11 protein-coding genes are annotated in these 14257 nt (G+C 66.6%); 3 read left to right on the top strand and 8 right to left on the bottom strand.

Annotated features, from left to right (window positions below; translation table 11 throughout):
- Nucleotides 1-109: 109 nt before the first annotated feature.
- The 3 genes from ACQ86L_RS09250 to nirB are packed head-to-tail and all read right to left on the bottom strand — an operon-like array spanning nt 110 to nt 4615.
- On the bottom strand, nt 110-1234 hold the full coding sequence (locus ACQ86L_RS09250; RefSeq protein ID WP_434318619.1) for a uroporphyrinogen-III synthase: 1125 nt from the start codon (nt 1232-1234) through the stop codon (nt 110-112).
- 1 nt (nt 1235) lies between these two features.
- On the bottom strand, nt 1236-2021 hold the full coding sequence (gene cobA / locus ACQ86L_RS09245; RefSeq protein WP_434318618.1) for a uroporphyrinogen-III C-methyltransferase: 786 nt from the start codon (nt 2019-2021) through the stop codon (nt 1236-1238).
- A complete protein-coding gene (gene nirB, locus ACQ86L_RS09240; RefSeq protein WP_434318617.1) occupies nt 2018-4615 on the bottom strand; it encodes a nitrite reductase large subunit NirB in 2598 nt (865 codons plus the stop codon). Before nirB ends, cobA begins: the two co-directional genes overlap by 4 nt.
- Nucleotides 4616-4837: 222 nt before the next feature.
- Here nirB and nirD point away from each other — a divergent pair, with 222 nt between their 5' ends.
- Nucleotides 4838-5209, top strand: coding sequence for a nitrite reductase small subunit NirD (gene nirD, locus ACQ86L_RS09235; RefSeq protein ID WP_434318616.1), 372 nt, complete (start codon nt 4838-4840; stop codon nt 5207-5209).
- Nucleotides 5206-5922, top strand: a complete 717-nt coding sequence (locus tag ACQ86L_RS09230; RefSeq protein ID WP_434318615.1) for a sirohydrochlorin chelatase — start codon at nt 5206-5208, stop codon at nt 5920-5922. The genes nirD and ACQ86L_RS09230 overlap by 4 nt, the downstream gene beginning before the upstream one ends.
- Nucleotides 5923-7467: 1545 nt before the next feature.
- On the opposite strand, the gene ACQ86L_RS09225 is transcribed toward ACQ86L_RS09230, so the two are convergent.
- The 4 genes from ACQ86L_RS09225 to atpB all read right to left on the bottom strand — a co-directional run bounded on the left by ACQ86L_RS09225 (nt 7468) and on the right by atpB (nt 12937).
- On the bottom strand, nt 7468-7755 hold the full coding sequence (locus ACQ86L_RS09225; RefSeq protein WP_434318614.1) for a hypothetical protein: 288 nt from the start codon (nt 7753-7755) through the stop codon (nt 7468-7470).
- A gap of 87 nt (nt 7756-7842) precedes the next feature.
- Nucleotides 7843-10455 (bottom strand): AAA family ATPase, encoded by a 2613-nt coding sequence (locus tag ACQ86L_RS09220; RefSeq protein ID WP_434318613.1) that lies wholly within the window; start codon nt 10453-10455, stop codon nt 7843-7845.
- A 653-nt stretch (nt 10456-11108) separates the two neighbouring features.
- A complete protein-coding gene (locus tag ACQ86L_RS09215; RefSeq protein WP_434318612.1) occupies nt 11109-11384 on the bottom strand; it encodes a hypothetical protein in 276 nt (91 codons plus the stop codon).
- A gap of 773 nt (nt 11385-12157) precedes the next feature.
- The gene (gene atpB, locus ACQ86L_RS09210; RefSeq protein ID WP_434318611.1) at nt 12158-12937 is read right to left on the bottom strand and encodes a F0F1 ATP synthase subunit A; all 780 of its coding nucleotides are present in this window, start codon (nt 12935-12937) and stop codon (nt 12158-12160) included.
- Nucleotides 12938-13181: 244 nt separating this feature from the next.
- Between atpB and ACQ86L_RS09205 the strand changes: the two genes are divergently transcribed.
- Nucleotides 13182-13721, top strand: a complete 540-nt coding sequence (locus ACQ86L_RS09205; RefSeq protein WP_434318610.1) for a DUF488 domain-containing protein — start codon at nt 13182-13184, stop codon at nt 13719-13721.
- Between the two features lie 181 nt (nt 13722-13902).
- Here ACQ86L_RS09205 and ACQ86L_RS09200 read toward each other — a convergent pair whose 3' ends face one another.
- Nucleotides 13903-14073 (bottom strand): hypothetical protein, encoded by a 171-nt coding sequence (locus ACQ86L_RS09200; RefSeq protein ID WP_434318609.1) that lies wholly within the window; start codon nt 14071-14073, stop codon nt 13903-13905.
- Nucleotides 14074-14257: the final 184 nt, after the last annotated feature.

Genomic DNA, 14257 nt, shown 5'->3' with positions numbered 1-14257 from the left:
AGCGCGGACGGCAATTCCGGAGATCTGGGCTGGGCGACGCGGGATTTCCGGAGTTACGGCCTCGAGCGGGGACTGCGTGCGCGATCTCCGGACGAACCCGACCGAGCCCTCACACGTCGAGGCGGTAGCCGCGCTTCACGACGGTGGCGACGAGCCCCGGCGTCGCCAGGCTCTGGCGGAGCCGGCTCAGTGACACCTCCATCGCGTGTTCATCGCAACCGCCGTCCAACGCGACCGACAGCTCGCGACGGGATACGACGGCTCCATTCGCGGCGACGAGCGCCCGGAAGAGCGAGAGCGAGGTCGGGGTCAGTCGCACCGGCGTCCCCGCCACGACCGCGACGCTCCCGCGCAGCTCGACCTCCCCGTGCCGGGTGCTGACCCGCCGGGTCGACTCGGCCTCCAGCTGCTCGCACACCAGCCGGATGAGCGCGCCCATCCGGAACCGGTCCGGCTGCAGCGGCTCGATCCCAGCGCTCACGAGCGGAGCGGAGGTGACCGGCCCGACGCTCGCGGCGACCACGTCCGACCGGAACGCCTCGACCACCTCGGCGTGCCGGCCGCGCGCGAGGGCGGCGATGAGGAGGCCGTCCACAGCGGGTGCGCTCGTGAAGGTCACGCAGTCGAGTTGCCGGGAGGCGATCGCCTCGACCAGCCGGGTGGCGCGCTCGTCGTCGTCCTCGGCCACCGACCAGGTGTACGGCGCGACGGTGATCACGCGGTCGCCGGCCTCCTGGAGCCGCTGCAGCTGACCCACATCGGTCTGGCCGTGCAGCTGGATGGCGACGGTGATGCCGGGCGGGAAGTCCGCGATGACCTTCGAGACGAGGGAGGCCGTGGTCTCCTCGTCCGACATCCCCGAGTCGTCGAGTCCGGCCGCCCGCACGGCCCCGCGCGCCTTCGGCCCGCGCACCAGGATCGTCGACGCCGCGAGCGCCCGCTGCAGCTCCTCGCCCAGCCCGGCCGAGTCGGCGACCTCGAACCAGCGCCGCATCCCGTAGCTCGTCGTGGCGAGCAGCACGTCGGGCGCAGCGGCGATGATGCGCTCGGTGTCCGCGATGACGGGGGCGTCGTCCTCGGCGTGCTGCATGTGCACGGTCGGCGCGTGCAGCACCGCGGCGCCGCGGCGCTCGAAGGCGTCGATGAGGTCGGCCGAGCGGCGGTCGCTGGTCACGCCGATCCGGAACCCGGTCAGCTGGTCGGGACGGAAGGCCGCGACGCGTTCGTCGCTCATGTCAGCCTCCGCTCACCGCGGCGGCGTCGGCCAGCGCCGCTGTCGCGTCCGCGTCGCCGCCGCGCGCCAGCCGCACCACCTCGCCGATGACCACCACGGCGGGCGACCCGACCCCGGCCTGCGCCGACTCCGTCAGGATCGTGCGGAGCTCTCCGAACGTGGTGCGCTGCCGGGCCGTGTAGCCCTGCTCGACGATCGCGACGGGCATGTCCGGGTCCATCCCGAAGCGTGCCAGCCCCGCGGTGATCGACGGGAGGTTGGTGATCCCCATGAGGATGACGATCGTGCCGCCGAGCCCGGCCAGGTGCTCGAGTTCGGCAGGGGAGAGCGGCGCGTGCCCCGAGACGACCGTGAACAGCCGGGAGGCCCTGCGGTGCGTGACCGGGATCCCGGCCGCGGCCGGGACGGCGACCGCGCTGGTGACCCCGGCGATGATGCTCACAGGCACGCCGGCGCGCCGGCAGGCCTCGACCTCCTCCCCGCCGCGCCCGAAGACGAACGGGTCGCCGCCCTTCAACCGGACCACCGTCGACCCCTCCAGGGCGTGGGCGACCAGCAGCCGCTCGATCTCGTCCTGCGGGATGGGGTGGTGGCCGGGCCGCTTGCCCACGTCGATGAGCTCGGCGCCGGGCGCGAGCTCGGCGAGCGCCTCGTGCGGGGCGAGGCGGTCGTAGAGCACGACGTCGGCCGCCGCGAGCGCGCGGACGGCCGCGACCGTGAGGAGGTCAGGGTCGCCGGGGCCGCCGCCCACCAGGGTGACGGATCCGGTGCGGTAAGAGTCGGTCATCCGATGCCTCCATCGTTCGTGGCGGTCGCCGCGGAGCGGACCGGGATGGTGGTCCCCGCCACGAGCACAGCGCCCGCGGCGCGCTCCTCGGCCGTGGCCGGGCGCAGCTGCCCGCGCTCCTCGACCCGCGCGATCGACGGGTCGGGTTCGGTCGGCGCGTTGACGAACGACCGGAACCGGCGCAGCCGCTCCGGGTCGCGCAGCGTCGCCGCCCACTCGTCCTCATAGGTGTCGATGTGCTTGGCCATCGCGGCCTCCAGCTCGGCGCCGAGACCGAGGGAGTCCTCCACGACGACCTCGCGCACGTGGTCGACGCCGCCGTCGAGGTCCTCCATCCACCGGGCTGTGCGCTGCAGGCGGTCGGCGGTGCGGATGTAGTACATGAGGTAGCGGTCGATATAGCGCACCAGGGTCTCGTCGTCGAGGTCGGAGGCGAGCAGCTGCGCGTGGGCGGGTTGGAAGCCGCCGTTGCCGCCGACGTAGAGGTTCCAGCCTTTGTCGGTCGCGATCACGCCGACGTCCTTGCCGCGGGCCTCCGCGCACTCGCGCGCGCAGCCCGAGACGCCGAACTTGAACTTGTGCGGCGCCCGGAGGCCGCGGTAGCGCAGTTCGAGAGCGACGGCCATCCCGACCGAGTCCTGCACCCCGTAGCGGCACCAGGTGGAACCGACGCAGCTCTTCACATTGCGCAGCGCCTTGCCGTACGCCTGGCCCGACTCGAAGCCGGCGTCGACCAATCGCGTCCAAATGTCGGGAAGCTGGTCGAGGCGGGCGCCGAACATGTCGATGCGCTGGCCGCCGGTGATCTTGGTGTAGAGCCCGAAGTCGGTCGCGACCTGGGCGATCACCGCGAGCTTCTGCGGCGTGATCTCGCCGCCGGGGATGCGCGGGACGACCGAGTAGGTGCCGTCCTTCTGCATGTTCGCGAGGGCACGGTCGTTGGTGTCCTGCAGCGGGCCGCGGCCTCCGTCGAGCGGGTAGGCGCTGTGCTGGCTGGCGAGGATGGACCCGACGGCGGGCTTGCAGATGTCGCAGCCGCGGCCGGTGCCGAGCCGGCCGATGGTCTCCTCCCAGCTCGTCAGCTCCAGCACCCGGATGGACTCGAAGAGCTCCTGGCGCGAGAGCTCGAAGTGCTCGCACAGCGCGTGCGACACCGTCGCGCCGGAGGCGGTGAGCTCGGCCTCCAGCAGCTTCTTGACCAGGGGAACGCACGAGCCGCACTGGGTGCCGGCGCGGGTGCACGACTTCAGTTCGCCGAGGTCGTGACAGCCGTCGGCGACCGCGCCGCGCACCGTCCCGGCCGTCACGTTGTTGCACGAGCAGACGTACGCGTCGTCGGGCAGCGCGCCGCCGGCGGGAGGCTCGGCCCCGGCGGCCGAGAGGTAGGCGGCGGGCTCGGCGTCGAGCTCACGCCCGAGCAGTGGGCGCAGCCCGACGTAGGGTGCTGCGTCTCCGACGAACACCCCGCCGAGCAGGGTCTTGGCGTCGTCGCTGACGACGAGCTTCTGGTAGAGGCCGCGAGCCGGGTCGGCGTAGACGATCTCCAGGGCGCCGGGCTCGCGGGCGAACGCGTCACCGAAGCTCGCGACGTCCACACCGGAGAGCTTGAGCTTGGTCGCGTCGTCCACGGTGGTGAAGGCGGCGTCGCCGCCGAGCAGCCGGTCGGCGACCGTCTCCGCCATCGCGTTGGCGGGGGCGACGAGCCCGACCGTGCGGCCGTCGATGGCCGCGACCTCCCCGATCGCCCAGATCGCCGGGTCGGAGGTGCGGCACGCCTCGTCGACGACGACGCCGCCGCGCTCGACGGTGTCGAGGCCGGCCTCCCGGGCCAGCTCGTCGCGGGCGCGGATGCCGATGGCGAACACGACGATGTCGGCCGGGACGCTCCGGCCGTCGGTGCAGCGCACCGACTCCGGGAGGCCACTGTCGCCGAGCACGATCTCGCGGGGACGGGTGCCGAGGTGGAGGTCGACGCCGCGGGCCGAGATCAGCCGGCCCAGCGCCTGGCCGGCGCCCTCGTCGAGCTGCGCAGACATCAGCCAGCCGCCCGAGTGGATGACGACCGCCTCCGCGCCGAGCGCTGCGACCCCGCCCGCGGCTTCCAGGCCGAGCAGGCCGCCGCCGGCGACGGCGACGCGGGGAGCGCGGCCGAGCCGCTCGTGCAGCTCGGCGACCTCCGCGACGAGCGCGTCGACGTCGTCGATGGTGCGGTAGACGCGGCACGCGGCGGCGCCGGGGATGTCGGGGACGGGTGCGGAGGATCCGGTGGCGAGCACGAGGTCGTCGTACGTCAGGACCGCGCCGGTGGACGTCGTGACCGTCTTGGCCGCGCGGTCGACCACGGTCGCCGCCTCGCCGACCCGCAGTTCCACGCCGGCGTCCTCACAGTGGGAGGCGGGTTCCAGGGTGAGGTCGACGGTTCCGTCGGCGAGGCGCTTGCTCAGCTGCACGCGGTCGTACGGGAGGTACGGCTCCTCCGCGAGGACGACGATCGACCGGGGCGCGACCTCCTCGCCGCGGCGGGACACCAGGGCGTCCACCAGCCGGTGGGCGGCCGGGCCGCCTCCTACGATCACGGTGCGTCGGCTCGTCATCCGGGCCCCTTCCACGTTCGCAGCGGCTGCCGCCGCACCGGTCGGGTCGGTCCTCGCCGGTGCCTTTCAAGCGTAGGAGGACGGGGTTTCCCGACCGTTTCGGCCGTGTAACCCCGCGTTAACACGGTTCGCACAGAGCGGCCGCGGAGATGTGAGCCCGGATTCACGCGGACGTTACACGCGGCGACGGCTGCGGAAACATCCGCTTCCTACCGTGGGAGCATGACGATCACGCAGCCGAACGAGCGAACGCACCTCGAGCCCGGCAAGTGGGTGCGCGCCTGCCGCCTCGATGATCTGGAACCGTCCTGGGGCGAAGCGGTGCTGCTGCGGATGCGCCAGATCGCCGTGTTCCTCCTCTCGCCGCGGGAGGTCTACGCCGTGGCACACGAGGACCCCGCCGGCGGCGCACCCGTGATGGCGCGGGGTATCGTCGGCTCGCACGGCGACCGGCCGACCGTCGCGTCCCCGCTCCACAAAGAGGTGTACGACCTCGGCACCGGCGAGTGCTTTACGGACCCGTCGCTCGCCCTCCGCACGTTCCGCACCCGGATCGTGGGCGGTTTCATCGAGATCGAGCTGGAGGGCCGGTGACGGAGGTGGTCCTGGCCGCCTCGCACGGCACCTCCTCGCCGGAAGGCCGCGTGGCTGTGCGGCGCCTCGTCGACGCGGTCGCCGCGGCGCTCCCCGTGAGGGTCATCGGCTGCCACGTCGACGTCGAGCAGCCCGACGTCCAGACAGCGTTGGCCGAAGCTGCTCGAATCGAAGGAGCCAATAACGCTGTCATCGTGCCGCTACTGCTTTCGGCCGGCTATCACGTCTACGTGGATCTTGCGGAATCAGCTACAAAAGCCCCAGTTCCGACCACGGTGACCGCGGCGCTGGGCCCGGACGCCCGCTTGGTCGAGGTGTTGGCCGATCGGCTGGCGGAGGCCGGATACCGGCCTGGCGACGCAGTCGTGCTCGCGGCAGCCGGCTCGTCGGATTGGAGAGCGGTCGCCGACTGCCACCGCACGTCAGCGCTCCTAAGCGCTCGTCTGGAGCGGCCCGTCTCCATCGGATTCATCTCGGCCGCGTCCCCGTCGCTGCCCGCTGCAGTTGCGATGGCACGTATGTACGCACCCGGTACCCGGGTTGTCCTTGCGACTTACCTTCTTGCGCCGGGATACTTCTGGACGTTGGCCGAGCAGGCGGGCGCTGACATCGTGGCCGCGCCGTTGCTCACCCCGACTTCAACATCCGCCGGAATTGTAGAGCTGGCCATAGAGCGAGTGCTAGCGGATCGGAAGACTCTCGCGTCACATTGACGCTTCGGGGGCAGCTGCGCCTGAAGGCGATCCACGGGTCGGATCGGATCGTTCACTGCGAGGAAGTACCGGTCTCGAGTTCCCGCGCGTCCGGTGACCGGGAGGTCAACGAACACTGGCAAGCGACCTTCCACGAGTTCAACCCGCCGATAGATCGCGCCGCTGGGAGCGCGGAAGACGGCATCCCTCGTCAAGCGTCGACGATCTTCGGACATGTGATCAAAATACGCCTGCATATTCGCCCTCGAGAGGGCTGATTCATGAGACGATGCCAGCCTCATCGTGTCAGACGGAACTAAGGCTTCGGCCCGGACTACCCGTCAAATGGTTTTTGGCCAAACTCACTGTTTACTCGCTTCGGATGTCCCGGTGTCAGTCCTCGCGAAATCCGCGCCGTGTTTTGGCTTTCTAAAGCCCCGCGGCCTCGAGCACCTTCCTGCCCCGGGTCGGTCACACATTTGATGAAGGCCGCGTCCCCGGTGAAGTTCTGCTCCTGCGTGACGGAAATGATCGAGCAAGTGTTGACCTGCCGAGGCCGTTTCCTTTGGAGCGGACGCTCGAGACGGTCGAAGAGGCTCGCAGCCTCATTCCTCGAACGAAATCACTGCCAGGTTGACGGTCCGTCGCGGTCGTCGGAGGCCTGAGGGCGTCGCGACTCAGGCTGTCGTACGGGCCCCCGGGTCCTTGCCTTCGCGTGTGATCAACGGATGCCGATAGGCGTCTCGCACTAGTGATTCCACGTACGCTTCTGGTGACATTCCTTGATCCGCGGAGCGAGTTATGAGCGCGACGAAATCGTCGCGCTCGAACGTTAATGTGAGCTCCCCGAGTAGCTGCGCTGCAGGTACATAGCGGCCGCTTTTCCCTTTGTTTTGAATACGCGAAAACCCGAATTAGGATTTCAATACAAACTTTAGACCGAATGGTGGTTCTCATCCAGTGGGATCCCGCGGGGAGCCGGCCTTATCAGTGGTAGATGGACCGGACCGGATCGTTCAGCGCGAGGATGCAGCGATCTCGCACGCGGGATCGTCCGGTTGTGGGGAGATCGACAAGCCGAGGCAGCGACCGTCAATGAGATCGACCCGACGAGACATCGGACCGCTCGGTGAGCGGAAGATCGCATCCCTGGTGAGTCGCCGCGGGTCCTCTGGCATGCCACCAAAGTAGGACCCAGCCGAATTGCGCACGGGCGATGCGCCCTGGAGATGCCGGCCGATCGTGTCGGGTAGAGACGTATCCGAGATGAATGCGTTTCCACGTAGGCCGGGCATCCCTGGGTGGGCAACACTCTACGGCTGGATGAGTTGTGTCCTCAATATGGAGGACAGAAACCGTCAACTCTTGACGGGCTCCGGTGGCGTGCGGAGGTGTTTCCAGCAGTAGCCGAGGTGATTGAGCAGGCCAGGTCCGTGGTCGACGTCGAGATCGTCTGCGGACGGGATGCTGGCTGTTAGCCATCTCTTCGAGACGTCGAGCGACCGTGGCGTCGGGCAGACTGGTGGGGTGGAACGTGAGCCTCCGGCGCCGAGGCCGTTTGGTGTCTCAGCCGATGAAGCGGTCAAGTTGTGCCGCCAGTGGATGATTTACCTGGGCGCGGTAGACACCGTCGCAGCGCAAGATCCTGCCCGGCAGCTCTGCGATCTCTACAGTTCTCGCTATCTCGTATGGGTCGACAATCGACGGGGAAATGTGGATCTCGATGCCGTTGAGAGTGCTTCGCGGCTTGCCGCCTCCGATGGCCGGCAGGCGTTGATCTTCGTGCGCGGGGGCGTACGGCCGGCGGCACAGCGGCGGGCAGACGAGCTTGGCGTAGCGGTCCTCTGGTACCACGCGGTCGACGCGACGTTGGCAGCCGCGAGCCGCCCGGGCTCAACATCTTGGCCTCGGGCTTGGTGTCAGGGTAGCGGTGCGGTCAGGTCAGGCACCCAGGGACAGCGAGGAGGCTTCGTTCGTGGCCGAAAGCCGGGTTGGGTCGGCGTGGGATGCGTGGGCGAGTTCGCGGCGGGCGGCGATCTGCGACTTCACGAGCGTCTCTTCTCGCGGTTGACGCTGCATGACGTCGGCCAGTTCGGCAATTGCGGCGCGTTTCGTTCCTGCGACGACGATGGCTTCGTTTCGCCCTCGGCCACGGGTGAGGCCGACGTAGAGTCCGGCTGCGTCGACTCCGGGGCCGACGATGGATCGCTCAGTGGTCTCTCCCTGGACGCCGTATACGGTGCTGGCGTAGCCGAGGTGCAAGTGCGAGCCCGCGTACTCATGCGTAATTTTCCTCAGGTGGGACGAGTCGGTGAGGCTGGCCAGGAGCACGTGGTCTTTGGTGATGCTCTTGATGGTCCAGGTTTGACGGTTTTCCACTCCGCGTGCGCTGTCGTTGCGTCGGGTCTGGACGACGTCTCCCACGAAACATGGTTGGTCGGACTGACCAAGCACGTGGCGTTTGGCAGTTAGTTCACCGGACGCGAGGCGCTGCGTCTGGATGCTGTCGTTGATTTGCTGTGCTTCGGCGTGAGTGGCGGTGACGAGGGCGATCGTCTGCCCGTGCCGGGCCGCATCGAACCAGCCATCGACCATTCTTTGCTGGGCTTCGAGCTCGGTGGTGACGGACGTGGCGTGTCCGGTGTCGATCAGCTCCTCAGCGATCCGCCGGCCTTCTTCAGCGCCGTCGGCGTCGCGGAGTCGCAAAGTGAGGTCGGCCCAGTCGGGGTCGCGGAACCGGTGGATGTTCGAGAGTTCGATCCGCCCGACCGATGCCGATCGGAACAACGCCATGGCGCCGGAGTGTCCAACGGGGAGGGCTTGGTAGTCGTCACCGACTACCGCGATGGTCGACCGGGTGCGCTCGACGACATCCATGAGGGCGTTGGCCGCTTCGAGGTCGAGCATGCCAGCTTCGTCGACGACGATCCGGTCGCCCGGCCGTATCGGGATTCGGGGACCGCGATACTCGGCACCTGTCGTGGCGTCGACTGACCCGGGGAGCAGTCGCGTCCACTCGGCGCCGCCGGAGGAGCTCGTTGTCCAGCGCCATCCGTAGTCGTAGAGGAGTTGGTGGAGGGAGGAGGCGCTGCTGTTTGTTTCTCGTCCGGCGACGGTGGAGGCCTTCTTAGTGGGAGCGACGATGATCAGGTTGCGACCTCGCCGGCGAAGCGCCGCCCCGGCGACCTTGAGCATGGTGGTCTTTCCCGTTCCCGCTGCGCCGGTGATGGAGACGATCGAGGCTGTACCGGCGAGTGCGGCGGCACCGTCGGTCTGGTCGTCATCGAGGGCACGCTCCGGGTCGAGCGCGTGGGCTATCGCCGTGATCTCGCCAGTCGAGACGGCATCTCCAGGTGCCGCCATCGCGTCGATCCGGTTCGCGAGAGCGGTCTTCACGATGACGGTCGCGGTTGCCATCCGGTGCTTGACATGCTTTGGCGGCTCTGGCTCGTTCAGCAATGTCACCGTGTAGGTGCGAGCGGCTGCTTCGGCTATCGCATCAACAGTTGATGCAATCTCACCGCGCTCCGCCAGAACGCCAGAGGCTGCCATCGCGCGAATGGCGCCGGCGCGGATGTCCATGTCGCTGAAACGCCCACCCGTGCCGGTTGACCGGGCATCCGCGTCAACGATTGCACGGGCCGCTAGAAGCTGCAGGTCCAGGTCCTCGATCGGGAGAGCAGCAATGGGCGCTGGGGCACGCTCCTGACCCAGCGTCGGGTCCGCCGCCGTTAGCTCCCGCCGGATCAGCTCCGCCCAATCATCTTCGTCCAGATCATCGGGCTTGTTGGGTCGGCCGGCGGCCCACGCCCAACGGTCGATCTGGTTCAACACATCGTGGGACGGTTCCTGTCCGGGGTGCTCTTGCCTCCACCACGCCGTGCGGACGATCTTGTTGGCTTCGATCTGAGCGGACCGCTTAGACAACGGCCGCACCAAGTGCCGCAGCTGGGCGATTTCCCCGTCCTGATTGAGGGTGAACCCTTTGGCGGCGAGAGCACTGATCCAGGAGGGGTCGGTGCGGGAGGCGAGGTCGCCTTCGGCGTTGATCACGTTCTGGAACCGCAACGCGACCCGAGTGTCGATATTGGACCACTTGTCGTCGACGCCTTGGACTTTGACATTCAGCCAGAGGTGGCGGTGCTTGTGCGGATCCAGGGAGCGGGAGCGCTCATGCCGGAGTTCGGCGACTTCGATCCGGGCAAGGTCTTCGCGGATGGCGCCGCCTTTGCCGCGGCGGGCGTTGAGCTCCGTTTGCCAGAGCTTGATGATCCGGTCGCGGAGCCGATCTTGGAGGTCTTCGTAGGCGGCGGCCAGGTCGGGGTCGAGCATGGTGGCGATCGAGAACGACTTCGGCGCGTTGATCGTCGCATCCAGAATCAGATCAGCGACGGGGGACTCCAGGTCCCGGCCACGGCGTTCCCCGGTGAGCGGGTCGAGTCCGTCGACCCAGGCTTTGAGCCGGTCGCGGGTGAGGAGGTCGTCGCGGATGGCGCCGTTCTCGACGATGTACCGGGTCATGACCGCGTCGGCGTAGCCGGCGGCGGCGATCACCCCGTCGGCGGTCTTAGCAGTGAGGGTGGCGTCACAGACACCGCTGAAGGCGTAGTTGACCGCTTGCTTGACACCGTGGGAGGACTGTCCGCGCTTCCATCTGGCTACTCCGCCTCGCACCTGCACTCACCTCCCGCTTACCTCGTCTGGGGCTTCTCGAAACTTGACAGTGTTGTCCTTTCGAAAAAACTCCTTCTACTTAGAACTTCCGGTTCCAGGCCGGTTTTGGCGCGCAATCAGCCCAAATGTCCGAAACCCGCCAGAAACTCATCGGAATCGGGCCGTTTCTCCTTGTCTTGAGCCGTGTCCAGAGAACATGGGATCATCGTCCGCCCAACCACCGACCCGAGACTGAGACGATTGCAGCTCAGCGTGTTCGATCGCACCGTGGCAGTAGTGCACAAGTGAAGTGCTGGCCACCCCTGCTGTGAGCTCGGCGAGACTTCCCGCGCAGCCAACGGCGAACTGCGCCGCGGTGCGGTCCTTGAAACCGGTGCCCTCATACCTACACGTTGTGTTTCCCAGCCGGTTTTGACGCGCAAATCCGAAATTCGCAGAAACGGGTCACTGCCTGACCACATCCCGTGGCCGGGCATTCCGGCTTCACAACACGCCAAACAGCCCGGCCGCGTGGCCGAGTCGACAGTCGTGGCTCAGGCGTGTGCGGACTTCAGTGCGGGTTCAGGTGAAGCGAGACGGGTGAGGTTGACGAAGGGCACGCACGCCGTCTCGGCAGTGAGGGCGGCGAGCCAGCCGATCGGCGTGGACGGATCGGCCGAGATCGCCCACCCGTCCATCACGTACTGGCTAACGGTCTCGACGCATTCCTGCTTCTCGGCAGCGGTTAGGTTCGAGGTCCCTTCCACGCCGATGAGTCCGCCGTGCAGTTCCGGTGCCATGTTGCTGGTGTCGATGATGAATACCCGCATCCCACTCACTCCCAAGGGTCGATCGTTTTTGAGTGCCTTTCCGGCGGGTGATCGAGAGCGAGTGGAAGGTGCGGAGTGCCGGGACCGTGGAGTACCGGGGGAGCGCAGCGGAAGAGGATACGCCGCGAAAGCCCGGCATGGAGCACCGGGAGGGAGCTAAGATCGGGCGACGGAAAGGGTCCTCAAACCTCAGTAGCACTGCGCCGAGTGCGGCGTCCGCGACCATCGGCATACGGTCATGAATGTGGCCCCGTCATAGTCTCGGGTTACGACGCGGGTCGCCACGTTGCACAGTCGCAAGTAGACACCGTTGTCCCAGGGGATCAGGGTTGCGCGATGCGGATCGCTCGGCGTCGAACGGCGAGGAGATGGGGCAGTCGTGGTGACGCGGGAGCCTATTGAAACCGCGGCTGGCGCAGGCCGTTCCACTTAAGTGCCTGCGTGCATCCGCTCTTAGCATCCGCTCTATGCTCTTCGATTCGTGTCCTATTTGTCGAGTCCTATTCGCTCCTCCACTTGTCCTCCCTCAGGTCTCACTCCTTCTTGCCTTCCTTCGTTGCTCCTGGATCCTGTCGTCTGGCCTTGTCTCGTCGCGCGCATCTTTCCCGCTAAGCGTTTGGAGCAGCGCTCTGACTGTCCCGTATCGCCGCTTCTGAGTGTGAAAGAACCCCGTCGTAAGTTAGTCGTGTCAATTGGGTGTTTCTTTCGCCACCGCGACGAGGCTTGCGAGGACCATCTCGACGAACGACTCTCTCGACAAGGAGATCTGTATATCAATGCGTGTCGGCGACCGCGAGTTGGATGTAGACGCCGGTAAGCAACGCAAAGATGTACGCCTGCAGTACCGCGACAAGGATTTCCATCAGGGTGAACGCCAACGCGAACGTTATGGTGCCGATACTGAACAGCTTGAACAACCCCTGGGACTCGAACAAGAACCATTCGGTGCCGGAGAAGAACAGCACGAGTAGCAGATGCCCAACCACCATGTTCATCATCAGACGCAGGATGAGCGTTACCGGTCGCACTAAGAAGATAGAAATCAGCTCGATGGGCGTGACGATGATGTACAACGGCCATGGAACTCCCGGCGGGAACAACGCGTTGCGAAAGAACCCAGCCGGGCTGTGTTGGATGCCGGCGTAGATAAACGTCCCGTAAGTGACGATTGCGAGGACCAAGGGCACGCCGATCACCGCCGACCCTGCCATATTCAGTCCAGGGATGATGCTCGTGAGGTTGAAGAACAGAACCATAAAGAAGATCGTGGTCAATAGTGGCAGGAAGCGTCTGCCGTCCTTCTTGCCCAACAGATCCTCAGCGATGTTGACGCGGACGAAGTCCAACCCGAGTTCGACAATGCTTTGCCAGCGACTGGGCACAACCTTCATGCGCCTCGTACCCAGACCGAAGACGAACACGATCGCGAGTGTGGCGACGAGGCGGATGATGGTGACTCGGTTGACTTCGAATGGTGTCCCAGCGAAGAAGAGTGCAGGCGGGAAGAAGTCGTTGATGGACGGCCCGGAGAATCCGGAGTCGGCGAGAAGCAATGGGGCGTCTACTTTCGGGGCGATCGGGCGCGCGGCCGGCTAGTCTTCGAGGTGCTGTTCGGGCGGCAGTCTCCGAGCACCAGTCCCCTATGGTAGTAGTATTCATTGCGAAGATGCAATGGTTGCGACAGAGCAGCTGCCGTGATGAGGGTAGCCGGGGACGTCGCTCGATGCACGCCGGCCGGGAGTGTGGACTCACTACAGTCGATGTGCTGAAGGCGGCAGCGACACCTGGAGGAATGCGGTGAGCGGGAACCCGATATTCACGGTCGGCCATTCCTCGCATCCGTTTCCGGAATTTGTCGAGATGGTGAGAGCGCACGGCGTCCAGATGGTCGTTGACGTGCGGAGCATCCCGAAGTCGCGGCACAATCCGCAGTACGCGATCGACGTGCTGCCGACAGAGCTCGCGGCGGTCGACCTTGGATACCGGCTCAACGAGAAACTCGGCGGCCGCCGACATGGCAACCGGACGGATCTGAATGGCGGGTGGCGCAATGCATCGTTCCGGGCGTACGCCGATTACATGCAAACGCCCTCGTTCTTGACTGGCTTGAACGAACTGATCACGTTCGCCGAGGACACTGTAGTTGTCGTCATGTGCGCCGAGGCGGTTCCGTGGCGATGCCACCGCTCGCTCATCGCGGATGCCCTGCTCATCCGCCACTTCAATATCAGGCACATCTTCTCAAGAACCAACGCAACACCGCATGTGCTCACGTCCTTCGCTCAGGTCGACGGACAGCAGATCACTTACCCTCGCGACCCGGGCGATCCGCCCTGATGTCGTCGGCGCCACGTATCAGCGCCTTCTGGATCCGAGACGAGCGCGTCGTCGCGGGAAAGAATGTGAACAACGACATCAAAGCGCTCCTCGCTTCGCGGGCGCCCATTCGCATCGACCGGCTGCGCGACGCCGGAGTCCCACTCGCGGATCTGACCCGCCTGGCGTGACGGAGGTTTCTTCAGTCGTCGATCTGGTCGGGGAGCTGCTTGGCCGCGCGGGCGATCTCGTCGTGGTCGTTCTGCGCCGCACGGCTCTCCAGCGAGATGACCGCGCACCGATGCACCCGGTTTAAGTTCTCGTCGTCGGCGCTCGAAGCGTGCTCGCTCCAGTCGTCGCGTCCGTCGCGCACGATCCGGCTCTTCCCGACGAGGGAGCGGGCGTGTTCGAGTGCCGTGCGGTTCAGTTTGGCGGTCGTGGCTTGCCTTCCGAAGTCGACGGGACGCGTGCAACGCAGCAGTCGACGGGACGCGTGCAACGCAGCCCCGCATGGCGACGGGCGTCGACGGGGTTGACATCAAAGTGTGGGCATGGCG

Origin of the sequence: Leifsonia sp. P73, from assembly GCF_051059105.1 — a bacterium.
In the GTDB taxonomy this organism is placed as follows: Bacteria; Actinomycetota; Actinomycetes; order Actinomycetales; family Microbacteriaceae; genus Leifsonia.
This window is presented reverse-complemented; position numbering and strand designations above follow the sequence as displayed.

Excerpts from the sequence above, each read along its gene's own strand:
- ACQ86L_RS09250 (WP_434318619.1), bottom strand. The coding sequence starts at position 1,234 with ATGAGCGACGAACGCGTCGCGGCCTTCCGTCCCGACCAGCTGACCGGG.
- cobA (WP_434318618.1), bottom strand. The coding sequence starts at position 2,021 with ATGACCGACTCTTACCGCACCGGATCCGTCACCCTGGTGGGCGGCGGC.
- nirB (WP_434318617.1), bottom strand. The coding sequence starts at position 4,615 with ATGACGAGCCGACGCACCGTGATCGTAGGAGGCGGCCCGGCCGCCCAC.
- nirD (WP_434318616.1), top strand. The coding sequence starts at position 4,838 with ATGACGATCACGCAGCCGAACGAGCGAACGCACCTCGAGCCCGGCAAG.
- ACQ86L_RS09215 (WP_434318612.1), bottom strand. The coding sequence starts at position 11,384 with ATGCGGGTATTCATCATCGACACCAGCAACATGGCACCGGAACTGCAC.